Origin of the sequence: Actinorhabdospora filicis (assembly GCF_030269765.1) — a bacterium.
GTDB classification, from domain to species: domain Bacteria; phylum Actinomycetota; class Actinomycetes; order Mycobacteriales; family Micromonosporaceae; genus Actinorhabdospora; species Actinorhabdospora filicis.
In genome coordinates this window covers 40887-62727 of the sequence record NZ_BSTX01000008.1, presented here as the reverse complement: position 1 = coordinate 62727, position 21841 = coordinate 40887, and the positions used below count along the sequence as shown (strand labels likewise).

Here is a 21841-nt window from a genome sequence, read left to right as displayed (position 1 = left end):
GGACCGATCAGCTGAGCAGATTCGAAACGAAGTCACCGAGACCCCGGACGGCGTCCATAATGCCGCCGCCGATGTTTCCGACGACATTGGACGCTTCCTTCGGCCGGTACGCGACGAAGAAGACCAGGAATGCCAAACCACCCCAGGTCAGGATCTTCTTAAGCATCGGGCGAGCCCCCTCCCACGGTGCCGCGTTGGTGGCCCCATGCCCACGCAGTCTGCGGCTGCGTGTCGCACAGGCCTCGGGCACTTAGAGCCTACAGCTTTTAAGGTGATGTTGAAACTCTTACTGCTTGTAACCGTAACGGGCGCCGACACACCCGGCATCCCATTTGACCGCTTCCAGGATAACCCCCCTTTGCGCCTTCCGGCTCCACAGACATCCCTGGTCACGACCACAAGTGACGCTACCGGACGGACGTGACGATGTACGGACAGTGCCGCCATCCGCACTTCCCGTACGCCTGAAGTGTCGGCAACCCGTCACGCTCCACAGGCGACCGACGCCCCTTCTCGCCACCCCAACGTCACGCGCCCCACACATGCTGTCGCACCCACGCGTGCATCGCGATCCCACTGGCGACACCGGCGTTGATCGACCGCGTCGACCCGTACTGCGCGATCGAGCACACCATGGACGCCGCCTCGCGCACCTCGTCCGACAGCCCCGGCCCCTCCTGCCCGAACACCAGCACGCACCGCTCCGGCAGCCGCGTCTCCTCCAGCGCCACCGCCCCCGGCAGGTTGTCGATCCCCACCACCGCCAGCCCCGCCCCCGCCGCGTACTCGCAGAACTCCCCGACCGTCGCATGATGCTCGACATGCTGGTACCGGTCGGTCACCATCGCACCCCGCCGGTTCCACCGCCGCCGCCCCACGATGTGCACCGCCCGCGCCAGGAACGCGTTCGCGTTGCGCACCACCGTCCCGATGTTGAAGTCGTGCTGCCAGTTCTCGATGGCGACCTCGTAGGGGAACCGCCGCGTGTCGAGATCGGCGACGATCGCCTCGCGCGTCCAGTAGCGGTACTCGTCGCGGACGTTGCGGCGGTCGCCGAGCTCCAGGAGCTCGGGGTCGTACCTGGCGTCGGTGGGCCATTCGCCGGGCCAGGGGCCGACGCCGATGCCGTCGAGGTGGTCGTCTTGGGAGGTCACGGGAGTGAGCGTAAGCAGCGGGGGACGGTGCGGTGTCCCCGACCTCGGCGCCGGCCGGTCCCCCGCCGGTCAGCCCCGCCGCTCCGCCGGTGGCACCAGCACGACCTTGCCGCGGATCCCTCCGGCCTCGCCGAGGCGGTGGACGCGGGCCATGTCGGACAGCGGGTGCTCGGCGCTCACGTCCACGGTGAGGGTTCCGGCGTCGACCAGGCGGACGAGGGCGGCGAGGTCGTCGGCGTCGTTGCGGGCGACCACGTGGTGGGCCGCCACATCGGTGTCACCGGCGGGGAACGGGGTGGCGACGCTGACGATGCGGCCGCCCGGGCGCACGAGCGCGGCGAGCGGCCCGGTCTCCGAGGGCGGTACCGGGACCAGGTTCAGCAGGACGTCGACCGGGTCCGCGAGCTGTTCGGTGAGCGGGGAGGCGGTGTAGTCGACGACCCGGTCGGCGCCGTGCGCGCGGACGGCGGCGGCGCTGCGGGGCCCGGCGGTGGCGATGACGTGCGCGCCGGCGTGCTTGGCGAGCCGGGTCGCGAAGCCGCCGACGCCGCCGCCCGCGCCGTTGACCAGGACGCACAGCCCGGGTGTGATCGCGGCGCGCTCGACCGCCTGCCGGGCGGTGACACCGGCGATCGGGATCGCGGCGGCGTGCGCGAGCGGGATCGACGCCGGGGCGGGGGTCAGCACGGCGGCGGGGACGGTGACGTACTCCGCGGCCGCGCCGCCCCCGTCCGAGCGGCCGATGACGTGAGCGCCGGGCGCGAACTCGTCCACCCCCTCGCCCGGTTCGACGACGGTGCCGGCGACGTCCCAGCCGAGTGTGTAGGGCAACGCGAGCGGGAAGAGGTCGCGCAGCACGCCGGAGCGCAGGGCCATCTCGGTGGGGTTGAAGGACGTCGCGGCGACCCGGACCAAGACCTCGCCGGGGCCGGGAACCGGCCGCGGGGCGTCCTCGTAGCGGATCACGGACGGGTCGCCGTACTCGTGGATTCGTGCGCTCTTCATGATCCCACCGTAGAAAGCGCGGACGAGACGAACCATGTGTGCGGATCCCCCGTTCATACGCGATCGTCTCGCGGCGGGTAGTTTCCCGGCGTGGACGTGCTCAGCGACGTGATCGCGGTGACCCGGACCGGGACGCCGCGCTCGGCGCTCGTGCGATGGCACGCGCCGTGGGGGCAGCGGTTCGCGTCCGTGCCCGGGGCGGCCGGATTCCAGGTGGTGCTGGAGGGATCCTGCTGGCTGCTGAGGCCGGACGACGCCCCGCTCCGCCTGTCGGCGGGCGACGTCGTCTTCTTCCCGCAGGGCGGTGCCCACACGCTCGTCGACAGCCTCGCGACACGCGCCGACGACCCGCCGTGCGATCCGGGCGACCCCCGGCCCGGGGACCGCTACTCCACGGCGACCGTCGACCCCACCGGAGCCAACGGCCCGCCCACCACCCTGCTCTGCGGCGCCTACCGCCTCGATCCGGCGCGCGGCCACCCGCTCCTGCGCGGCCTCCCCGCGGTGATCCACCTCCCGGCGCGCGTCGAGCTCCTCGCGATCGTGAAGCTCCTGGCCGCCGAGATCGCAGACCCCCGCCACGGCTCGGACGCCGTCCGTCCACCGCTCCTGGACATCCTGCTGCTGTACATCCTGCGCGCCTGGTTCGGCTCCGGGCCCGCCCGCGACGCCGTGACGGGCTGGGCCGCCGCCCTCAACGACCCGCCGGTCGCGGCGGCGCTGCGGGCCGTCCACCGCGACCCGGCCGCGCCATGGACAGTGGCGTCCCTGGCGGCGCAGGGCGCGCTGTCCCGCGCGCCCTTCGCACGGCGCTTCACCGAACTCGTCGGCCGCCCACCCCTCGCCTACCTGACCTGGTGGCGGATGACCACCGCCGCCGGGCATCTCCGCGCGTCCGACGAGCCACTTCGAACGGTGGCCGCCGCGGTCGGCTACCACTCCGAGTTCGCCTTCGCGACGGCCTTCAAGCGCGAGTTCGGCATCGCCCCCGGACGCTTCCGCGCCGGGGAGAGGGGATCCTCACGGGCCGGGACCGCCGATCTCGCCGCCGAGATCGCGCGGGACTGAAGCCGGGGCACCGGCGGAGGGCATCGGTTCCGGCGTAGGCCACGTCCACCACACCCGGCGGGGACCGGCGCGGCCGGTTCGCGCGAGGAACTCCTCGCCGGTCAGCACATCGCCGAAGTTGGTGTCGACGAGGCCGGTCGTGCCCGAGAGGATCGCGCGGGCGATCGACTCCGCGAGCGCCGGAACCCGGTAGTCGATGGCGAAGGCCGCGAAGGGCTCCTCGGGGATCAGCGCCTCGGGCCAGTCTTCGAAGAGGCCGTCTCCCTCCCGGTCCATGAGGACGACGTAGGCGCGAGCACTCGATTCCGGCCGCGAGACCACGAGGTGCCTCCCGCTGCCGGGGGACGCCGGGGCGACCTGGTGCGAGGCGCCGAGCGCGGCGGCGAACACGCCGAGGTCCCAGCCCTCCGCGGTGACGATGACGACGAGGGTCTCCATGGATCAACCGTCCACGATGCACCGCGGCGCCGACCGGCCACCCACCCGCGCCGACAAAGCACCCATTCCCCGCATTCGGGGCCTGCGCCGAGTGAAAAATCCGACTCGTGGATCTGTAAACGCCTCGATCAGCAAGCCGGGAATCGCCGCTCTACCTGCTTGTTCATCTTTTGGAAAGATCCACGGCGATGGTGCCGATGATTTGTTACTCGGCCGGGAAACAGATTACCGTCGATGCTCGATCTTTTCCATTGACATGGAGAGAGGAGTGGAGTGAAGTATCTCACATTCGGTAAACCAAACCCGACCATTGCACCGTCGATAACGTCCCCGTCGCCGGGTCGACTGGACTCGCTCACGGGGTTGCGATGGTTCGCGGCATTGTTGATCTTTCTGTATCACTTCTCCTACGAGGACAAGTCCTATGGGACGGCGGGAGAAGTCCAATGGCTCAAGCACACGTTCTTCGGCGGGCCGACCGCCGTTTCGTTCTTCTTCGTGCTCTCGGGATTCGTGCTCGCGTGGACTTTAAGGGCCGATGACACCAAGGTGGGCTTCTGGCGCAGGCGGTTCGCGCGGATCTACCCCAGCCACCTGGTGATGTTCCTGGTGGCGCTGGTGGCGCTGCCGTGGCTGGCGCAGCACTTCTCGTGGCGGGCGGCGCTGGCCAACGTCACGCTCACGCAGGCGTGGGTGCCCGGTGATGACCGGATCTGGTTCGGCTTCAACGGGGTGTCGTGGTCGCTGAGCTGCGAGTTCTTCTTCTACGCGATGTTTCCTTTCCTGGCGCGATGGCTGCGGGGGCTGTCGGTGCGAGGGTGGTACGTCGTGGGCGGGCTGTCGTGCCTGTTCGTGGTGGTCCTGCCGTTCACGGTCGAGGTGTTCCGTTCCGTGCTGGGCTGGACGCCGCTGTTCGTGACGTACCTGCTGCCGCCGCTGCGGCTGCCCGACTTCCTCGCCGGCATCTGCCTGGCGTTCATCGTGAAGGCCGGTAAATGGCGCGGACCGGGTGTCGTCATCAGTCTCGGACTGTGCGCGGCGGCGCTGTTCTGGGGCGTGCATCAGGTGCCCGACGAGTTCCATCGGGCGGCGGTGACGGTGATTCCGTTCAGCCTCCTGATCGCCGCGGCGGCCTCGGCGGACCTGCGTGGCGCACCGTCGGTGTTCCGGAACAAACGCATCGTGTACCTCGGTGAGATCTCATTCTGTTTCTACCTGGTGCACGAACTGGTGATCTATCTGGCGAACCATGTAATGGGGAGTCGCGACATCGCCACGGTGCCCAACTTGATCGCGGTCTTCTGCATCGCACTCGTGGGCGCGGTGCTACTCCATGAGTTCGTGGAGAAACCGGGCGTGAAATTGCTGTCCGGAAGCCGCAAGAAGACACGTCCGCGCGTCACCCGGATCGATCCGGCCCCGGCCGCCGATTTCGAGGAACGCGCCAACGGCGCCGAACCCGAAACCCGCCGCCACGGACCGGTTTCACGCACCCGCCTGGCCTGAGCGATCCCCGGCCGGTCACGGGCCCGCCCGTGATCGGCTGATTTGCACCGAAACGGCCACAATGGAACTAACGTGAGTCCATGAGCGACCAGCAGGCGGGGGGCAAGACCCCGGGCAAGTTCAGGATCACCCCGAAGATGGTCCTCGGCGCGATCATCATCGTCCTGGCCGTCTGGTTCGTCCTCGCCAACCGGGACAGCGCCCGCGTGCAGCTGTTCGTCACCTCCGTCGGCGCGCCACTGTGGCTGGTGCTGCTGGTGACGTTCCTGGCCGGATGGCTGACGGGATGGCTGCTGCGGCGGCGCAAGCAGGACTGATCACGCCCGCCACCGCTCCAGCCCGTCCAGCACCAGGTCCAGTCCCGCCCCGAACTCCACCGCCGGCGAGTGCGCGTTCCGGTGCGCGATCAGCTCCGCCAGGTGCGGGTACTCCTCCCCCACGGCGTCGAGGATTCCGGACGCGACCTCGTCCAGCTCACCGGCCGTCGCGAACGGCAGGCTGAGTTCCTGCAGCACGAACCCGTAGACGTAGCTGTCGAGCGCCGAGACCGCGTGTGCCGCGCCCGCGACCGGGAAGCCGTTCGCGCGCAGCAGCCCGAGGACGCCGTCGTGGCGGCGGAGGGTGGCGGGCCCGGGGCGGCCGCGGGAGTCCATCAGCCCGATGGCCCAGGGGTGGCGGACGAGCACGTCGCGCATCGAGGCGGCGTGATGCCCGAGCGCGGCCCGCCATTCGGTGGCGGGCGGTGGCGGCTCGATCTCGGCGAAGACGTGGTCGACCATGCCGTCCAGGATCAGGTCCTTGTTGCGGAAGTGGTGGTAGAGCGACATCGCCTCCACGCCGAGCCGCTCGGCGATCTTGCGCATGCTCGGGACGCCGCCGCTCTCATCGGCGTAGGCCACCGCCTCGCGCAGCACGGTCTCGGTCCTCAGTGGACTCCGCGTCATCGGCCCCTCCGCTTCCGGTCTTGACAAACTTACACCGTAAGGCCCAGCCTTACTAAGTAAGGAAGAGGAGGGGAGCCGACGTGGCATCCAACGGCAAGAGACTGTGCGTGATCGGCGCGTCCGGGAAGCTCGGGCGGTACATGGTGCGGCTGGCCCTGGAACGGGGATACGAGGTCGTGGGGGTCTGCCGGGAGAAGAGCGTGCCGAAGCTGGCCGAGTTCGCCGGGCGCATCACCGTCCACCCCGGACGCACCAACGACCCGGCCGTCATCGCGCGGGCGGTGCGGGGCTGCGACGCGGTCCTCACCGTGCTGGTCCCGTTCGGGGTGGACGGTTACGCGTCCGGGACCGCGCAGGCGGTGCTGGACCACGCGCGGCCCGGCGCGCGGCTGGTGTTCTCCTGCGGCTGGCACATCAGCCGCGACGGCCGGGACGTGTACCCGTGGCACTTCCGGGCGATGGCGGCGGTGGTCGGGCGGCTGGCGAAGCTGCTGCGGGTCATCGACGTCGGCGACCAGGTCGAGGCCTGCCGCCGGGTCTTCGCCAGCGACACCGCCTGGACGGTGGTGCGCGGCAGCGACCTGGAGGAGGGCGAGAGCCAGGGCCTGCCGGTGTGGAGCCACCACGTCGGCGACCCCGTCCTGGCCAGCAACCGGACCCGGCGCGTCGACTACGCCCGCTTCATGGTCGAGGCGGTCGAGGACGACGCGCTCGTCCGGCAGGCCCCGGCCATCGTCGGGCGGCTGACGCCCTCGGCGCTGGCGCACGCGGGGACCTGACGCGGCTCACGGCCGGGGCAGCAGCGCCTCCCCCGCCCGCCGCCGGACCGCCGAGGCCAGCAGCGCCGCCACCCGCGCGGCCGGGACGGGCACGCCCGGCGTCCCGGCCGTCCAGGCGAGGAACGCCGCCGCCCTCCCCCAGGTACGGGAGGATGTAGGCGGGCGTGCCGGGCTCGGCGCGCCAGCTCTCGGCGAGGACGCCGGCGTCGGCCGCGTCGAAGCCGAGCCGATCCAGCAGCCGCGCCACCTCGGCCTTGGCCCCGGCCTCACCGGCGATGGGCAGCGCGCTGCGGTCCGCAGCCCCGGCGGGGCGGGCGAGTGTCCCGATCTGGTGCGGGGTGATCGCGTTGAAGCCCTTGACCACTGTGGACGACGGCAGGTGCCGTTGCAGCAGCTCGCTGGAGGTGAGCGCGCCGGAGTCGAGCTCGGCCAGGTGCCCGTCGCGTTCGGGGTAGTAGTTGGCGGTGTCGACCACGATCTTCCCGGCGAGCGCCCGGGCGGGCAGTTTCCCGAAGGCCGAGACCGGGATCGCGGCCACCACGACGTCGGCGGCGAGAGCCGCCTCGGCCGCGAAGGCCGCGCGGGCGCCCAGGGACGCCGCCAGGCCGGCCAATGTGGACGGTTCGCGCGAGTTGCTCAGGACGACGTCGAGCCCGGCGGCGACGGCGCGCCACGCGACGGCCGAGCCGATCATGCCGCCGCCGATGATCGCGAGGGTCATGTGGATCTCCCATCGATAGATCCACAGCCTCATCGCCGACCGGATGATCGGCCAGATCCGGCTTCCGCGTACTCACCGCGTGATCACGTACGTTTGCCGCGTGGACGACCGAGCCGAACTGAGCGGATTCCTCAAGTCCCGCCGCGCCCGCCTGCGTCCCGGCGACGTCGGCCTGCGCGAGCACGGCGGCACCCGCCGCGTCGGCGGCCTGCGCCGGGAGGAACTGGCGGCCGTGGCGGGCGTGAGCATCGCCCACTACACCCGGCTGGAGCAGGGACGCGGCGAGGCCGTCTCGCCCGGGATCCTGGACGCCGTCGGCCGCGCCCTGCGGCTGGACGCCGACGAACTCGCCTACCTGCACGGCCTCGCCCACCGCGGCAAACCGTGTCCACATGAGACGACGCTGCCGGAGGCGTGGCGGACGCTGCTGGACTCCTTCGTCCGCAGCCCCGCCCTCGTCTTCGGCCGCCACACCCAGATCCTGGCCGCCAACCGGCTCGCCGTGGCCGTCTTCGGCCAGCACCGGACGCTCACCCACACCCTGTTCGCCTCGCGCGGCCTCTACCGCGACTGGGAGGCCGCCGCGCGCGGACACGTGGCGCACCTGCGCGTCCTGCACGGCCGCTACGGGGACGCCGACCTGGCCGCGCACATCGCCGAGATGCGCGGTGACACCGACTTCGCGCGGCTGTGGGACGAGCGCCCGGTGGCGCGGCTGCGCGAGCGGGCGCTCGTCCTCGATCACCCGCTCGCGGGCGAGCTGAGGCTGGTGGCCTCGTCGGTGGCGCTGCCGGAGGCACCGGCGTGCTGCGGGCTGGAGGTGTTCGCGGCGGAGGCGGGAAGCGCGTCGGAGGAGGCCCTGCGGCGCCTGTGAGGCACCAGCGCTCCGGCGACCGCCGCCGCGCCCGCCAGGATCGCGCTCACCGTGATCGCCGCGGAGAAGCCCGCGGCGAACTCACCGGGCGCGGCCACGGAACCGTTCGCGGCGAAGACCGCGACGAGCGCGGCCACCCCGAAGGCACCGCCGAGCTGGCGGAGGGTCCCGTACGCGCCGGAGGCCCGGCCGAGGTCGACGGGCGCCACCGAGCCCATGACCGCGCTCTGCGTCGCCGGGATCGCCGCGGCCACCCCGGTCCCGGACAGCATCAGCGGCACCACCAGGTGCCAGTAACCGATGCCGGAAGTGGCGATCCACAGCATCGACGCGCCGTGCAGGAGCATCCCGCCGACGATGAACGGGCGCTCGCCGAAGCGCGGGATGAGAGCACCGGCCAGACGCGGGACGAGGACCGTCATCGCTCCCCACGGGACGAGCTGAAGCCCGGCGAGCAGCGGCCGCGAGCCGAGCCCGGCCTGAAGGTACTGGGCCATGTAGTACACCGAGCCGAAGGCCGAGGCCCACAGCAGGAAGATCGCGGCGTTCCCGGCGGCGAAGGCGCGCGAACCGAACAGCCGGGGCGGCAGGACCGCACCGGGCCGCCGCTCCACGAGCACGAAGACCACCACGAGGACGAGCCCGAAGGCGACCAGGCGGAGGTCACCCTCGGCCAGGCCCAGGACCAGCGCGGCGGACGCGGCGGCGCCGACCAGCAGACCCCAGACGTCGAGGCGTGCCTCACCGCGCGAGTCGGGCAGCCGCCGCAGCACCAGCAGGAGCACCGCCACCACGGGCACGTTCAGCCAGAACACCCAACGCCACGACAGGCCGTCGACGACGAGCCCGCCCAGCAGCGGCCCGGCCGGAACCGACGCGCCGACCACGGCGGAGAAGGCGCCCAGGGCCCGCGCTCGCCGCTCGGGTGTGTACGCGGCGCTCAGCAGCGTCATGGCCAATGGCAGGACGGCGGCGGCCCCGGCGCCCTGGACCGCGCGGGCGGCGATGAGCACGGGCAGGTTCGGCGCGAGCGCGCAGGCCGCCGAGGCGAGGGCGAAGAGGATGAGTCCGGCGCCGAAGACGCGGCGGCGCCCGAAGCGGTCGCCGAGGGCGGCGGAGGCGAGCATCGGGACGGCGAAGGCGAGGGTGTAGGCGTTGACCGTCCACTCCAGGCTCTCCCCGGTGGCGCCGAGGTCGATGCGGACGGCGGTGAGCGCGGTGGCCACCACGGTGGTGTCGAGCCCGACGAGGAGGGCGGCGACGGCCGTGACGGCGAGGACGCGCCGGGCGTTGACATTGTCGGTCATGCCGATATCGACACCGGCGGTCACCGGAATGGACCGGTCCGTTTCGGGGTTCGGTGGTGTCGATGTAGGTGACGAGAGGAGTTCGGTGTGTCCGTTCTCAGTGAGTCGGCCTTCGCCGAACTGGTCGAGCCGTATCGGCGTGAGCTGCACCTGCACTGCTACCGCATCGTGGGCTCCCTGACCGAGGCCGACGACGTGGTGCAGGAGACGCTGCTGGCGGCGTGGCGGGGGCTGCCCGGCTTCGAGGGGCGGGCCTCACTGCGCACGTGGCTGTACCGCATCGCCACCAACCGTGGCCTGAACGCGTTGCGGCGGCTGGCGCGGCGTCCGCGCGAGGCCGAGCTGCCCGAGCCGACGCGCCTGGCCGAGCCGCTGTGGCTGCATCCGTACCCGGACGCGATGCTGGACGCGGTGACCGCGCCCGACTCGCGCTATGAGGAGCGTGAGGCGGTCGGGCTGGCGTTCACCACGTTGTTGCAGCGGCTCCCGGCGCGGCAGCGGGCTGCGGTGGTGCTGGTCGACGTCCTGGGGTTCCGGGCGGGTGAGGCGGCGGCGATGCTGGAGGCGACCCCGATCGCGGTGAAGGGGATGCTGCGGCGGGCCCGGGCCACTTTGGACGCCCACCGGGAGAGCGTGCCGGAGGCCGGTGACGCCCGGGAGCGGGAGGTGGCGGCGCTGTTCGCGCGGGCGATGGAGGACGGCGACACGCCCGCGATCGTGTCGCTGCTGACCGATGACGCGTGGCTGACGATGCCGCCGATGCCGCACGAGTACCAGGGGCCCGCGGCGATCGCGGCGTTCCTGGAGAGCCGGGCGCGGGTCCGGCCCGGTCCGCTGACCACCGCGTACACGCGCGCCAACGGGCAACCGGCGCTGGTGGCGCACGTCCACGCGCCGGAGGGGGTGCGGCCTTATGGCGTGCTGGTGCTGGCGGTGTCGCCGGCGGGGCTGGAGCGGGTCACGGGGTTCATCGGGCCAGCGGTGTTCGGGCACTTTGGGTTTTAGGGGGGCTGTTCCTGAGCTGACCCGGTATGGCTTGAGGCCGTAGTGCTCGGGCTGGCGTCTGGGCTGCCGCGCATCCGGGTCGCAGGGCGACCCGGATGCTTGCCACTGAAGTGCCCCGTACCCAGCCTGTGCGAAACCACAAGCCAAGCCCCCACCGTCGTGTTTGAAGCCAGGTCTTAAAAGCGCAAGCCGCACACATCGCCGGGGCAACGGTGAAAGAGCAGATCTCTCCATCCCTTTAGTCGTCGAACTAAAGACCATCGCGGTCACCGCAACCACACGCCGAGCCGCAAGCCCTGCGGCCAGCGTCCGACTCGGCTCTAGAGGCAGCAACGCCGGGTACGGAAACCGAGGGCAAGTGTTCCGGCCGGCCACGGCCGGAACACGCGCCAGCCCATTCGCGGCGACGACCACGACGGCGGTGACCCGACGACAAGCACGTGGACGGGCCTCGACCACGGCCAAGGGCAAGGGCAAGGGCAAGCCACACGACAAGCCCGTGGACGAGCCCAATCCCCCTAAGCCCGCGACAAGTAAGCCCGCACCCTCGCCCCGCTCACCAGCACCGGCCCGATCGCGCACACCACCACGCCCAGGCCGCACAGGAGCACCGTCCAGAAGTCGTGCCCGTCCATCACCGTGTCCCGGTACTCGACGCGTTCGGCGACCTGCGGTCCCAGCAGCACGATGAACAGCAGGTACAGGGGTATCTGGAGCGGCAGCGTCACCAGGACCCCGATGCGCGCCGACGGGCGTGCCGCCACCAGGCCGTAGGCGAGGACGCCGAGTCCGGCCAGGCCGGGGACCATGATCACCAGGGCCAGGTCGAAGAGCGGTTCGGGGCCGTTGTCGACGAGCCGGATCACCGCCAGCGCGATGAGCGCCAGCAGCACCGCCGCGTTCAGCAGGATCATGACCACGGCGGCGTCGAGGCTGCCCGGTCGGCGGGGTGGTTGCCAGGCGGGGTACATGATCGCGAGCCTAAAGCGTGAACACCACTCGCCTCACCCCCCGGTCCCGTAGCGTCGGCCACGGGGGTGGGCATGAGGGCGGTGACCTGGCGGTGGCCGGACGCGCTGCACGCCGCGCTGGCCGTCGCGCCCGCCGTCGTCCTGGTGGCGGGCGGGCACGTGGCGCAGGGGGCGGCGCTGGCGGTGGGGACGCTGCCGGTGGGCCTGATGGGGCTGGGCGGGCCGCGCCGGAAGCGCCCGGTGGCGGTGATCGCGGGTGTCCTGTTCGGACTCGGGGTGCTCGTGGGCAGTGTGCTCGCGCTGAACGCGGTGGCGGCCGTGGCGGGGATCTTCGCGCTGTGCCTGGGGGCGGCGATGCTGGCCGCGCGTTCGGCGCTGGGGCCGCCGATGCTGTCGCTGATCGTCCCGTCGGCCTCGGTGGGGCTGAGCTGCGAGGTGGGCACGGCCGCCGGGCTGGCCGTGGTCATCGCCATCGGCTCGGTGTGGAGCGGTCTGCTGGCGCTGTTGTGGCCGGACGGGGCGGGCGGGCGGACGCCTCCGCCGCGCATGGGCGAGAAGTACGCGCCGGCCTACGGGACGCTGCTGGGGCTGGCGGCGGCCGTGGCGGTGGCGACGGGGTTGCTGCTCGGCGTCCCGCACCTGGGGTGGGCGTCGACGGCGGCGCTGCTGGTGATGCGCCCGGACCGGGAGATGCTCACCGTGCGGGCGGTCGGCCGGGTGGCGGCCACGATCGCGGGGGCGTTCGCCGCGTGCGCGGTCATCGCGCTAGGCGTGCCGGTGGGGTGGGTGGCGGCGCTGATCGGGCTGGCCACGGTCGCGGGCATCGCCACCGCCGCCAGCCGCTGGTACCTGGCCTCGGGGGCGACGGCGTTCATCGTGCTGACGATGATGCTGTACGGCGTGGCCGATCAGGCGCAGATCCAGCGGACGTTCTGGCTGCGGGTCGGGGAGAACCTGTACGGCGTGGCCCTCGCGCTGCTGTTCGGGATCGTGGTCCCGCTGCTGCTGCGGCGGGTCCGGCGCGCGCGGGCTTAGACGAAAGGCGCCGGGCAGTCCATCAGCAGCGGCCAGGCGAGCGCGAGCCCGGCCACGGCGACCGGCGCGGACGCCATGGCGGCCAGGGCGGCGGTGAGCCCGGCGCGCGTGCCGCGCCCCAGGGGGACCGGCGGGGACAGGAGCCGCTTGATGCGCGTGAGGGCGTCCCCACCGGAGGCGGCCAAGACGGTCGGGAGGGCCTGTGCCTCGGCCATCGTCACCAGCGCGCGGGCCAGGTCGATGCGGGAGTGGCGGCGGGCGGCCGACTCGTCGGCGCAGATCTCCACCAGCAGCGCCACCTGTGCGTGGGCGACGGCCAGGAAGCGGCTGCGGGGGAAGGCGCGGGTGAGCACGCGCATGCCGTCGACCAGCAGGTGGTGGCGTCCGGAGTGGTGGCCCTGCTCATGGGCGATGACGGCGGCGAGCTCGCGTCCGGTGAGCGCCTCGACGGCGGCGCTGGTGACCACGATCGTGGCGTGGCGGCCGGGGACGAGGTAGGCGGTGGCGACGTCGTGGTCGACGACGGTGGCGCCGGTGCCGGGGAGGCGGCGCCCGGCGGTGGCGGCGAGGCGGGCCTGGCGGAGGCGGCCGCGCATGGACGCGCCGAGGGTGCCGACGGCGGCGACGCCGATGCGGAAGGACACGATCGCGGCCCCGGCCAGGGCGAGCGCGGCGAGCAGGACGCCGATCCAGTCGTGGGCGCCTTGCAGGGCTTCCACGCACAGCCGGACCAGCGCGCACAGCCGTTCCCACGAGTGCTCGGGGGTGGCCACGAGGAGCGCGGCGGCGGCGATGAGGGAGGAGCCGACGGTGACCACGGCGGCGTACCAGGCGGTCACGGCCAGGCGTGGTGCGCGGTCGGCGCGGCGCAGGGCGAGTGGGGCGAGGCGGGTGATGAGGAGCGCGTAGGCGCACAGGAGCAGGGCGGCGGTCATCGGCCGTTGCGGCGTTCGTGGGCGTCGAGGGCGGCGCGGAGTCCGGCGGCCTCTTCAGGTGACATCTGGTTGACGAATTTGAGCAGGGCCACCGCGGGGTCGCCGCTGGCGTCGAGGGCGTGGCGCATCTGGGCGGCGCCGTATTCCTCGCGGGTCATGACGGGGGTGTAGCGGTGGGCTTTGCCGGAGGATTCGCGGCGCAGCCAGCCCTTCTTGTGCAGGTTGTCCAGGACCGTCATGACGGTCGTGTAGGCGATCTGGCGTTGCTGGAGGAGTTCGGTGAGCACCTCGCGGACGGTGCGCCACTCCCCGGCCGACCACAGGCGTTCCATGATCACCGCCTCTAGTTCACCGAATGCTCGCACGCGTCCTCCATTCACCGTGGCCGATGCTAGCGGGCGGATGGGACGGGATCGCGGGGCACGCTGGACCAGTGGCTCGCCTTACTTCACGTAGGAAACGGTGGCCATCATTCCGGCCTCGCCGTGGTAGGCGTTGTGGCAGTGGAGCATCCACTGGCCGGGGTTGTCGGCCCGCATCTCGAACTCGGCCTTCTGCCCGGGCAGGACCAGCAGTGTGTCCTTGCGCAGGGAGCCGGTCTGGAAGGTGTGGCCGTGCAGGTGGACGGGGTGGAACATGGCCGAGGCGTTCTGGACCCGGAACCGCGCGCGCTGGCCTTCGCGGACCTCGAAGGGCGGGACGTCGGGGTGGAGGCGCCCGTTGATGGTCCAGTCGTAGGTGGCCATGTCCCCGGCCAGGACCACGTCGTGGGTGACGTCGGCGGGGCGCGCGGGCAGCAGCCGCTCGGGTGGGGTGGTCAGGTCGATGCCCAGCAGTGGGGTGCCCAGCAGCTCCGGGACGCCCGCCGTCACATCGGCCGCGCCGGACGCGGTGCGCAGCAGCGCCGCCGCCCGCGCGCCCTTGCCCTCGGCGGCCGCGACGATGGGGAACGCGCCGTCGCCCGCGGTGAGGAGCACGTCGTAGCGCTCGCCCATGCCGATGAGCAGCGAGGACGTCTCGACCGGCACGACGGGGTACCCGTCGGTGGCGATCACGGTCAGCCGGTGCCCGGCGACGGCGAAGCGGAAGGCGGTGTCGGCCCCGGCGTTGATCAGCCGCAGCAGGACGCGCTGTCCGGGCCCGGCCGTCACCACGTGCGGTTCGGCGATGGTGCGCCCGTTGATCAGGAAGTGGGGATGGGCGACGTCGCCGGCGTCGCCGCCGAGGACCGGGCTGGGGAACATGGCCATGCCGTGATCCATCTCCATGCCTTTCAGCAGGGTGGCCAGTTCGGCGTCGGGGTCGCGGCCGTCGACGCCGTCCAGCCAGTCGTCCAGGACCAGCACGGCCTCGGCGTCTTGGCGTCCGAGGTCGGCCGGGTCCTCCACGATCAGCGGCGCGTACAGGCCCCGGTCGAGCTGGACGCCGACGTGCGGGTGGAACCAGTGCGTCCCGGCGTCGGGGACGGTGAACTCGAAGACGCGTGAGCCGCCGGGCGCGATGGGGTCCTGGGTGAGGTGGGGGACGCCGTCGGCGTCGTTGCGCACGGCCAGGCCGTGCCAGTGCAGGGTCGTGTCGACGGGGAGCCCGTTGGTGACCGTCGCGCTGAGGACCTGCCCGGCCTTGAGCCGGATCTCCTTGCCCGGGACGCGCCCGTCGTAGGCCCAGGTGGCCACGGCCAGGCCGCCGCCGAGGTCGACGGTGGCGGGCGCGGCGGTCATGGCCGCCGCCACGACCGCCGCGCCGTCGAGACGCCGGGCCCGCTCGGCGGCGGCGACCGAGGGGTCGCCGGGGAGGACGGGCGTGGGAGCGGAGGACTCGGGCGCGCACCCGACGGCCGCTCCGGCCGTCGCCGCCGCGGCCGCCGTCAGGAATCCGCGCCTCGACCAGGTCCGCATGGCCATCTCCTATCCGCCTTAGTGACCAAGATACCTACCAGGGGTATGAGAATACCCCCGGTCAGTATCCGGGGATGCGGGCGGCCCCGTAGTAGTCGCTGGCCGCGCTCTCCACCGTCTCCACCTTCACGTTGTTGAAGTTGATCGCCGCCTGGACCACGTAACCGTTGCCGATGTACATCGCCACATGGCTCAGGTCGTTGTAAAAGACCAGGTCACCCGGCCGCAACTGGTCGCGCGGGATGTGCGGGAGCATGTTCCACTGCGCCGCCGCGTTATGCGGCAGCGCCAGCCCGACCTTGCTCCAGGCCCGCAGCGTCAGCCCCGAGCAGTCGTAACCGCCGGGACCCGAGGACGCCCACACGTACGGCTTGCCCACCTGCGCGAGCGCGAAGTTCACCACCGTGCCCCGGTCGCCGGGCACGAACGGCGGGACGAAATCGTCCGGCCGCAGCCCACGCGAGTCGCGGTAGGCCTTCTCGCGCTCGCCCTGGAGGCGCTCCAGGTCGGCCTCGATGGTCTGCTTCTTGGTCTTGAGCTCGCCCTCCCGGCCGGACTGCTCGGCGTAGAGCCCGTCCAGGACGGACTTGCGCTCGTCGAGCCCGGCCTTGGCGGCGTTCAGCTCGCCGATCACCCGCGCGTCGGCGGAGGTGAGCTGGTCCAGCATGGTCATGCGGTCGGCGAGGACGTCGGGGGTGCCGGCGCCCAGTAGCGCCGCCACCCCGTTCATCCGGCCGCCCATGTAGGCCTGGGCGGCGATGTCGCCGGTGCGCCGGTAGAGGACGGCGAGCTCGTCCTCGAAGGGCTTGAGCTCCTTCTCCAGCGCGGCGATCTTCTCTTTGGTGTCACTGAAGGCGAGGGTGATCGAGTTGTAGTCCTCGATCACCGCCTCCAGGTCGTGGAACTTGTCGGTGAGCTCCTTCTCGATGCCGTCGACGGGGTCGGCGGCGGCCGGGGAGGCGAGGCTCAGGAGTGCGAGGACGGCGGTCACGACCGCGGTGAGGCGTGCGCGTCTGGTCATCCCGGAGGCTTTCGGTCGGGGGTGGTTGACCCGGCCAGCCTACTAGGATGATTAGTAGATCAGATGAAGGCGGGGGACGCCGGCACCGGACGCCAGGTCGCGCCCCAGTCGGGCGCCTGCTGGAGGGCGGTGTCCTCGGCGGCGGCCTCCTCCAGCAGCCGGGCGGGGTTCAGGTCCGGCCACGCGCCGGTGTCCAGACGCTGGAGCAGGGCCCGCAGCGTCGTGCGGATCTCGGCGAAGGTGAAGCACACGTGCCCGCCGCGCGAGGCGTAGACCGCCCGCACCAGCTGCCGGTCGGCGCGCGAGAGGTAGCGCGCGAGCCCGCCGACGGGGGTGAGGCCGTCCCCGGTGGAGTGCAGGGCCAGCACGGGCGCCAGCGCGGCCCCGGTCGGCGTCATCTTCTCCAGCTCGGCGCGGACGCCCGGGTCGGCCTCGATCGGCGGCACGCCCGCCACCCACGACGGCGTGGACGAGGGGTTGCCGCCCAGGCGCTGCTCGACGTCGCCGCGCAGGGTGGCCCAGAAGGTGGCGATGCCGACCGTCCCGTACTTGACCAGGGCCGCGTGGGCGTCCTCCGGCTCGACGGGACGCGGCTTGAGGGCCTGGAACCACGGCGGCACCTCGGCGGCGGCGCTGGCCTCGGCGAGCGCGAGCGGCGTGGCCCGCGCGATGAGCTCGCGCACCGCTCCGAGGGTCGCCAGGCGGTCGGTGATGCCGGTGACGGGGATGTCGGAGCCGAGCCGGGTGGTGAGGATCTGGGCGTAGCCGAGGGCGCGGTCGAGGATCCCGACGGGGCCGTCGAAGGCGCCGCCGAGGGGCATGGCGCCGTCCACGAGGCCGCGCTCGGCGAGCAGGGTGGCCAGCAGGCCGCCGCCGGAGCCGCCCCAGGCCACGACGCGTTCGGGCGCGAGGGTGTCGTGGACGTGGCTGAGCAGCCGCTCGCTGTCGGCGAGGGCTTCGGCGAAGGCGCCGCCGGGCGGCTGGGTGTAGTTGGAGGCGGCGAGGGCGTAGCCGTCGGCGAGGAGGGCTTCGGCGAGGACGGGGTGGGCGGCGAGCTCGACGGGCTCGCCGGCCGCGGACAGGTGCAGCGGCGTGCGGTTCCAGAGCAGGAGGGTCCCGTTGAAGTCGTCGGGCACGGCGACGGCGGTTCGGGCGCCGTCCAGCATCGTTTCGATCATGCGTCAAGGCTGGCCGGGAACGGGCCCGGCGGCGTCGGCCGAGTGTGGACGGTGTGGGTGCGCCCGGCGGCGCAGGCGGGCGGGGTGTCCTACGCTCCGGGTCGTAGGGTCGCGGCGGCGGCGGAGAGGTCGGCCACGAACAGGTCGAAGGCGGCCTCGCGGTCGGCGGGCGGGGTCCGCAGGATCGACGATGGGTGGACGGTGGCCATCAGCCGGTACCCGTCGCGGCCGTCGAGGAGCTGCCCGCGCCTGCGGGTGACCCGGAAGGACGGGCCGATGACGGCCTGGGCGGCGGTGGCGCCCATGGCGACCACGAGCGCGGGCCGCACGGCGGCGATCTCGGCGCGCAGCCACGGCAGGCAGGCCAGGATCTCGGGGCGGTCGGGTTTGCGGTGACGGCGGCGGCCGTCCTCGTCGACGGTGAACTTGAAGTGCTTGACGGCGTTGGTCAGCCACACCGCCTCGCGCTCGATTCCGGCGGCCAGGAGCGCGCGGTCGAGGACGCCTCCGGCGGGCCCGGTGAAGGGGCGGCCGCGGTGGTCCTCGGTGTCGCCGGGCTGCTCGCCGATCAGCATCAGCGACGCGTGCGGGTCGCCCTCGCCGAACACCGTCCGGGTGGCGTCGGCCCAGAGGCGGCAGCCCCGGCACGCGGCGGCGGCCGCCGTCAGCTCGGCCAGGTCGCGCTGTTGCGGAAGGTACTCCTCGGCGGACATGAGGGGTGAATACCCCGAAACGCGCCCGGGACACAAGGAACGGGCGGCCCGAAGGCCGCCCGTTCCCGGAAACGCGTGGTCAGACCGTGGCCGCGTCGTCCTGGAAGGACTCGATGACGGCGGTGGCGGGACCGTGGATCTCGCTCTCGTGGTCGCGGCCCTCGACGATGCGCACGACCTCGTCGGTGAACGCCTCGCTGTAGCGCTCGGCGGGGAAGTCGCCGAGGTAGTAGGTCTTGGCGGCCAGCCGGTCGGCGCGCTTGGGGTCCTCGCCGAGCAGGTCGTCGAGGACGGCGCTCAGGCGCGTCATCTTCTTGTCCAGCACGTAGGAGACCTTGGCGAGCGGGAAGTCCGAGGTGAACGTCGCGCCCCGGTCGTGCATGTCGGTGATGGCGAAGGGACGCTCGGAGTACAGCCAGTCGGAGGCCACGCCGGACACGTCGGAGATCATCGCGTCGGCCATGTTGAAGCAGTCGACGTGGTCCATGTCGCGGCTGGTGACCTCGCCGAACAGGTGCTTGCGGCCGGTCTTGGCGGCGTCCTCGGTCAGCAGGGCCTCGACCTTGGCGAGCTGGTTGACCGAGGCGGCGTTGCGGCTGACGAAGGGGTGCGGGCGCAGGATGATCGTGGCGCCGCGGTCCAGCAGGGCCTGGACGATCGCGACGCCCTTGCCCAGCGAGGAGTAGTTGGTGTCGTCGGCCGCGCCGGCCCAGGTGGGTGCGTACACGACCGTCTTGCCCTCGGCGCTGACCGGGCCGACCTTCAGCTTGTCGAGCTGGGGGCGGCCGACGATGCGGAACTTGCGCAGCGAGATGTCCACGCCGTGCTTGGCGTAGCGGTCCACGCCCGCGCGCCCGGCGACCCACACCCGGTCGTAGATGGCGGTGACGGGGCTGTAGCTGCTGGCCTTGTCGGAGTCGCCGTGGCCGATGAAGACGTGCTCCAGGCCGGTGAAGCGGATCATGTGCAGGTTCTTGCCGCCGTTGTTGACGTACAGGACCGCCTTCAGGCTGGGGACCAGCAGGTTCTCCAGCTCCACGATCGAGTTGGCGAGCACGATCGGCTTGTCGGTGGCCTGGGCGATCTTGTCGATCAGGTGCTTCTCGCGCAGCACGATCAGGTAGGGCTCGCCGAGCCGGTCCAGGTAGGGCAGCCAGGTCAGCAGCTGGTACTCCGAGCCGACCGGGGCCGACATGTGGACCATGTACTTCGGCGCGTACTTCTGGACCGCGTCGCGCACGTCGGAGTCGGTCTTGCGGACGTAGCGCTTGCGGATGCGCCAGGCGGCCAGCACGGCTCCGGCGGAGAAGATCGCCGCGATCGCCACGATCGCGGTCACGATCGGGGTCTGCAGGTCGAAGGCCGCGCAGGCGCCGAAGACCAGCGTCAGCACCGAGATCAGCACGAAGATCGGGCGGCCGTCGATGAGCTTGGACTTGCCGACCCGGACCACGTCGAGGTTGTGGGTGACGGTGCGCCCGGTGCGCAGGGCGATCACCATCAGCGGCTCGTAGGCGATCAGGCAGAGCAGACCGATGCCGGAGACGGTCAGCGGCCACTGGTCGGCGGTCAGGCCCAGGTGCCCGCGGCGGCCCAGGTCGATCAGCACGGCCGACACGACGATGACGCGCGGCATGAGGTGGTGGCCGAGGCCGCGCACGCTGGTGCGGGACCACAGGAACGCGATGGCCGCCAGGCACAGGACGTACCCGACCCAGTCGAAGGAGGTCAGCGCGAAGACCGCCAGCGCGGCCAGCGGCAGGCCGACCCCCGCGAGCCTGCCGACCAGCGCCTTGAAGATGTAGCGGAGCAAAAGATCCTACCTGTGTGTAAACGGGTCACAAACGGACGACGAGGTTGCGGCTGTCGACGAACCGGCCGACGTCGGTGGTCAGCATCTCGATGACCCCGGCGACGTCCTCCGGCTGCATGATCGTTGTGGGGTCCTCGTCGGGTGCGAGCGTCTTGCGCAGATCCGTGGCGCAGCGCCCGGGCGAGATGCACACGACCCGGGTGCCGTAGATGGCCAGTTCCTCCTTCATCACCTCGCTCATGGTGATGAGGGCGGCCTTCGACGCCGAGTACGTCAGCCACCCCGGCCGACCGGCCATGCCGGCGGTGGAGGCGATGTTGACGATCAGCTCGAAGGTGTTCCCGTTGTGCAGGAGCTCCTGCACGAGGGTGAAGGGCGCGTACAGATTGACGGCCATGGTCCGCTCGAAGTCGGCGAACTCGACCTGCTGGAAGGCGCGGGGAGAGGTGTAGCCCGCGTTGTTCACCAGGATGTCGACTCGGCCGACCTCGGCCATGACGTCCTTCAGCACGCCCACGGTTCGGGCGCGGTCGGCGAGGTCCACGTAGTAAGGACGTATCGCCTTGCCGTGGGGGTTGCCCGCGTGAAGTCTTTCTTGCGTGGCGGTGAACTCGGCCGACTCCCGCGCGAGCAGGATCAGGTCGGTGACACCGTTGTCGGCGGCCATGAACCGCTCGGCGGTGGCCGCGCCGATGCCCTTCGAGGCACCCGTGATGAGGACGGACCTGCGCTCACTCACCCTCGTCGTCTCCTCCCAGCAGGAACCCGGCCAGCCGCACGTCGGTGGCGGTGGTCACCTTGAAGTTGCGGTCGGCGCCGTCGAGGAAGTACACGTCCTTGCCCGCGACCGTGGCGAGCGTCCCGTCCTCGGTGAAGATCAGGCCATTGGCCTCGGCGTAGGCGTGGGCGTCGGCGAGATCCGACAGCCGGTACTTCTGCGGCAGCTGCACGTTCCGCAGCCGGTCGCGCTCCAGGTGCCCGGTCACCTTGCCGGTGGCCGGGTCGACGGGGGCGACCGTGAACGGGATCGGCAGCATGAAGCTCACGTTGTCGTGCGGGGAGGCGATCAGCCGCCGGAAGTCGGCGGCGGTCACCAGCGGGCGGGCCGTCTCGTGCAGCAGGACGTGCTCGTTGCGCGCCAGCGGCAGCAGCGACCGCACCGACTCGTGCCGGGTCGCGCCGGCCGGGGCGTAGGTGACCGGCTTGCGCACGGCGTAGTCCACGACCAGCTTCTCGACGTCGTCCCGCCAGCCCTCGGGGTAGTTCAGGATGATCTCGTCGATCTCGTCCACCGCGTCGGCCGCGACGAGGGAGTAGACGATGATGGGCAGCCCGTTGACCGAGACGAACTGCTTCGGCTGACCGGCCGCCACACGGCTGCCGATGCCGCCGTTGAGCAGGATAAGGCTGTACAACTTCCGACCCCTCATGGATGAGACGTGCGCGTCGTCGCACGATAACGCGCGAGCCCGGCCG

23 protein-coding genes and 1 pseudogene are annotated in these 21841 nt (G+C 71.9%); 7 read left to right on the top strand and 17 right to left on the bottom strand.

Translation table 11 applies throughout. From position 1 onward, the window contains the following. Positions 1 to 7 precede the first annotated feature (7 nt). From QSK10_RS33075 to QSK10_RS33065, 3 genes are all read right to left on the bottom strand, one after another. Entirely contained in the window at positions 8 to 166 is a 159-nt protein-coding gene (locus tag QSK10_RS33075) for a hypothetical protein (protein WP_285667490.1), read from the bottom strand. Between the two features lie 361 nt (positions 167 to 527). Then, positions 528 to 1154 carry a TrmH family RNA methyltransferase gene (locus QSK10_RS33070; protein ID WP_285667489.1) on the bottom strand — a complete coding sequence of 209 codons (627 nt, stop codon included), beginning with the start codon at positions 1152 to 1154 and terminating at the stop codon, positions 528 to 530. Positions 1155 to 1223: 69 nt separating this feature from the next. Then, entirely contained in the window at positions 1224 to 2159 is a 936-nt protein-coding gene (locus tag QSK10_RS33065; RefSeq protein ID WP_285667488.1) for an NADP-dependent oxidoreductase, read from the bottom strand. Positions 2160 to 2249: 90 nt separating this feature from the next. On the opposite strand from QSK10_RS33065, the gene QSK10_RS33060 reads away from it, so the two are divergent. Continuing rightward, a complete protein-coding gene (locus QSK10_RS33060; RefSeq protein ID WP_285667487.1) occupies positions 2250 to 3227 on the top strand; it encodes an AraC family transcriptional regulator in 978 nt (325 codons plus the stop codon). Here QSK10_RS33060 and QSK10_RS33055 read toward each other — a convergent pair. After that, positions 3180 to 3665 (bottom strand): hypothetical protein, encoded by a 486-nt coding sequence (locus QSK10_RS33055; protein WP_285667486.1) that lies wholly within the window; start codon positions 3663 to 3665, stop codon positions 3180 to 3182. The genes QSK10_RS33060 and QSK10_RS33055 overlap by 48 nt on opposite strands. Positions 3666 to 3938: 273 nt before the next feature. Between QSK10_RS33055 and QSK10_RS33050 the strand changes: the two genes are divergently transcribed. Both QSK10_RS33050 and QSK10_RS33045 read left to right on the top strand, forming a co-directional pair. Continuing rightward, positions 3939 to 5171: an acyltransferase family protein gene (locus tag QSK10_RS33050; RefSeq protein WP_285667485.1), complete on the top strand. Its 1233-nt coding sequence runs from the start codon at positions 3939 to 3941 to the stop codon at positions 5169 to 5171. Between the two features lie 80 nt (positions 5172 to 5251). Next, positions 5252 to 5488 (top strand): LapA family protein, encoded by a 237-nt coding sequence (locus QSK10_RS33045; RefSeq protein ID WP_285667484.1) that lies wholly within the window; start codon positions 5252 to 5254, stop codon positions 5486 to 5488. Here QSK10_RS33045 and QSK10_RS33040 read toward each other — a convergent pair whose 3' ends face one another. Next, on the bottom strand, positions 5489 to 6115 hold the full coding sequence (locus QSK10_RS33040; RefSeq protein ID WP_285667483.1) for a TetR/AcrR family transcriptional regulator: 627 nt from the start codon (positions 6113 to 6115) through the stop codon (positions 5489 to 5491). 80 nt (positions 6116 to 6195) lie between these two features. On the opposite strand from QSK10_RS33040, the gene QSK10_RS33035 reads away from it, so the two are divergent. Further along, on the top strand, positions 6196 to 6894 hold the full coding sequence (locus QSK10_RS33035; RefSeq protein ID WP_285667482.1) for an NAD(P)-dependent oxidoreductase: 699 nt from the start codon (positions 6196 to 6198) through the stop codon (positions 6892 to 6894). Here QSK10_RS33035 and QSK10_RS33030 read toward each other — a convergent pair. Continuing rightward, the gene (locus QSK10_RS33030) at positions 6797 to 7615 is read right to left on the bottom strand and encodes an NADPH-dependent F420 reductase (RefSeq protein WP_285667480.1); all 819 of its coding nucleotides are present in this window, start codon (positions 7613 to 7615) and stop codon (positions 6797 to 6799) included. The two genes, QSK10_RS33035 and QSK10_RS33030, sit on opposite strands and share 98 nt — an antisense overlap. Positions 7616 to 7715: 100 nt before the next feature. On the opposite strand from QSK10_RS33030, the gene QSK10_RS33025 reads away from it, so the two are divergent. Continuing rightward, on the top strand, positions 7716 to 8489 hold the full coding sequence (locus QSK10_RS33025; RefSeq protein ID WP_285667479.1) for a helix-turn-helix domain-containing protein: 774 nt from the start codon (positions 7716 to 7718) through the stop codon (positions 8487 to 8489). 149 nt (positions 8490 to 8638) lie between these two features. On the opposite strand, the pseudogene QSK10_RS33020 reads toward QSK10_RS33025, so the two are convergent. Next, a pseudogene (locus QSK10_RS33020) lies at positions 8639 to 9796 on the bottom strand (MFS transporter); the annotation flags it as partial. Positions 9797 to 9883: 87 nt separating this feature from the next. On the opposite strand from QSK10_RS33020, the gene QSK10_RS33015 reads away from it, so the two are divergent. Then, on the top strand, positions 9884 to 10801 hold the full coding sequence (locus QSK10_RS33015) for an RNA polymerase subunit sigma-70 (RefSeq protein WP_285667478.1): 918 nt from the start codon (positions 9884 to 9886) through the stop codon (positions 10799 to 10801). A 518-nt stretch (positions 10802 to 11319) separates the two neighbouring features. Here QSK10_RS33015 and QSK10_RS33010 read toward each other — a convergent pair. Further along, entirely contained in the window at positions 11320 to 11772 is a 453-nt protein-coding gene (locus QSK10_RS33010) for a hypothetical protein (RefSeq protein WP_285667477.1), read from the bottom strand. A 72-nt stretch (positions 11773 to 11844) separates the two neighbouring features. Here QSK10_RS33010 and QSK10_RS33005 point away from each other — a divergent pair, with 72 nt between their 5' ends. Continuing rightward, positions 11845 to 12807, top strand: a complete 963-nt coding sequence (locus tag QSK10_RS33005) for an FUSC family protein (RefSeq protein WP_285667476.1) — start codon at positions 11845 to 11847, stop codon at positions 12805 to 12807. On the opposite strand, the gene QSK10_RS33000 is transcribed toward QSK10_RS33005, so the two are convergent. The 9 genes from QSK10_RS33000 to QSK10_RS32960 all read right to left on the bottom strand — a co-directional run bounded on the left by QSK10_RS33000 (position 12804) and on the right by QSK10_RS32960 (position 21780). Then, positions 12804 to 13742 carry a M56 family metallopeptidase gene (locus QSK10_RS33000; RefSeq protein ID WP_285667475.1) on the bottom strand — a complete coding sequence of 313 codons (939 nt, stop codon included), beginning with the start codon at positions 13740 to 13742 and terminating at the stop codon, positions 12804 to 12806. The two genes, QSK10_RS33005 and QSK10_RS33000, sit on opposite strands and share 4 nt — an antisense overlap. Continuing rightward, the gene (locus QSK10_RS32995) at positions 13739 to 14107 is read right to left on the bottom strand and encodes a BlaI/MecI/CopY family transcriptional regulator (protein WP_285667474.1); all 369 of its coding nucleotides are present in this window, start codon (positions 14105 to 14107) and stop codon (positions 13739 to 13741) included. The genes QSK10_RS33000 and QSK10_RS32995 overlap by 4 nt, the downstream gene beginning before the upstream one ends. Positions 14108 to 14185: 78 nt before the next feature. Continuing rightward, positions 14186 to 15640 (bottom strand): multicopper oxidase family protein, encoded by a 1455-nt coding sequence (locus QSK10_RS32990; protein WP_285667473.1) that lies wholly within the window; start codon positions 15638 to 15640, stop codon positions 14186 to 14188. A 61-nt stretch (positions 15641 to 15701) separates the two neighbouring features. Continuing rightward, positions 15702 to 16661 carry a C40 family peptidase gene (locus QSK10_RS32985; RefSeq protein WP_285667472.1) on the bottom strand — a complete coding sequence of 320 codons (960 nt, stop codon included), beginning with the start codon at positions 16659 to 16661 and terminating at the stop codon, positions 15702 to 15704. A 59-nt stretch (positions 16662 to 16720) separates the two neighbouring features. Continuing rightward, on the bottom strand, positions 16721 to 17839 hold the full coding sequence (locus QSK10_RS32980; protein WP_285667471.1) for an alpha/beta hydrolase family protein: 1119 nt from the start codon (positions 17837 to 17839) through the stop codon (positions 16721 to 16723). Positions 17840 to 17928: 89 nt separating this feature from the next. Further along, positions 17929 to 18552 (bottom strand): UdgX family uracil-DNA binding protein, encoded by a 624-nt coding sequence (locus QSK10_RS32975; RefSeq protein ID WP_285667469.1) that lies wholly within the window; start codon positions 18550 to 18552, stop codon positions 17929 to 17931. 79 nt (positions 18553 to 18631) lie between these two features. Continuing rightward, a complete protein-coding gene (locus QSK10_RS32970) occupies positions 18632 to 20365 on the bottom strand; it encodes a CDP-glycerol glycerophosphotransferase family protein (protein WP_285667468.1) in 1734 nt (577 codons plus the stop codon). Between the two features lie 25 nt (positions 20366 to 20390). Then, positions 20391 to 21104, bottom strand: coding sequence for an SDR family NAD(P)-dependent oxidoreductase (locus QSK10_RS32965; protein ID WP_285667467.1), 714 nt, complete (start codon positions 21102 to 21104; stop codon positions 20391 to 20393). Beyond that, a complete protein-coding gene (locus tag QSK10_RS32960; protein ID WP_285667466.1) occupies positions 21097 to 21780 on the bottom strand; it encodes an IspD/TarI family cytidylyltransferase in 684 nt (227 codons plus the stop codon). The genes QSK10_RS32965 and QSK10_RS32960 overlap by 8 nt, the downstream gene beginning before the upstream one ends. Positions 21781 to 21841: the final 61 nt, after the last annotated feature.

What these genes read in the sequence shown, in the direction of transcription:
- QSK10_RS33010 (WP_285667477.1), bottom strand. Translation starts at nt 11,772, where the DNA reads ATGTACCCCGCCTGGCAACCACCCCGCCGACCGGGCAGCCTCGACGCC.
- QSK10_RS32980 (WP_285667471.1), bottom strand. Translation starts at nt 17,839, where the DNA reads ATGATCGAAACGATGCTGGACGGCGCCCGAACCGCCGTCGCCGTGCCC.
- QSK10_RS33055 (WP_285667486.1), bottom strand. Translation starts at nt 3,665, where the DNA reads ATGGAGACCCTCGTCGTCATCGTCACCGCGGAGGGCTGGGACCTCGGC.
- QSK10_RS32990 (WP_285667473.1), bottom strand. Translation starts at nt 15,640, where the DNA reads ATGCGGACCTGGTCGAGGCGCGGATTCCTGACGGCGGCCGCGGCGGCG.
- QSK10_RS33045 (WP_285667484.1), top strand. Translation starts at nt 5,252, where the DNA reads ATGAGCGACCAGCAGGCGGGGGGCAAGACCCCGGGCAAGTTCAGGATC.
- QSK10_RS33065 (WP_285667488.1), bottom strand. Translation starts at nt 2,159, where the DNA reads ATGAAGAGCGCACGAATCCACGAGTACGGCGACCCGTCCGTGATCCGC.
- QSK10_RS32985 (WP_285667472.1), bottom strand. Translation starts at nt 16,661, where the DNA reads ATGACCAGACGCGCACGCCTCACCGCGGTCGTGACCGCCGTCCTCGCA.
- QSK10_RS33005 (WP_285667476.1), top strand. Translation starts at nt 11,845, where the DNA reads ATGAGGGCGGTGACCTGGCGGTGGCCGGACGCGCTGCACGCCGCGCTG.
- QSK10_RS33000 (WP_285667475.1), bottom strand. Translation starts at nt 13,742, where the DNA reads ATGACCGCCGCCCTGCTCCTGTGCGCCTACGCGCTCCTCATCACCCGC.
- QSK10_RS32975 (WP_285667469.1), bottom strand. Translation starts at nt 18,552, where the DNA reads ATGTCCGCCGAGGAGTACCTTCCGCAACAGCGCGACCTGGCCGAGCTG.
- QSK10_RS33030 (WP_285667480.1), bottom strand. Translation starts at nt 7,615, where the DNA reads ATGACCCTCGCGATCATCGGCGGCGGCATGATCGGCTCGGCCGTCGCG.
- QSK10_RS33040 (WP_285667483.1), bottom strand. Translation starts at nt 6,115, where the DNA reads ATGACGCGGAGTCCACTGAGGACCGAGACCGTGCTGCGCGAGGCGGTG.
- QSK10_RS33075 (WP_285667490.1), bottom strand. Translation starts at nt 166, where the DNA reads ATGCTTAAGAAGATCCTGACCTGGGGTGGTTTGGCATTCCTGGTCTTC.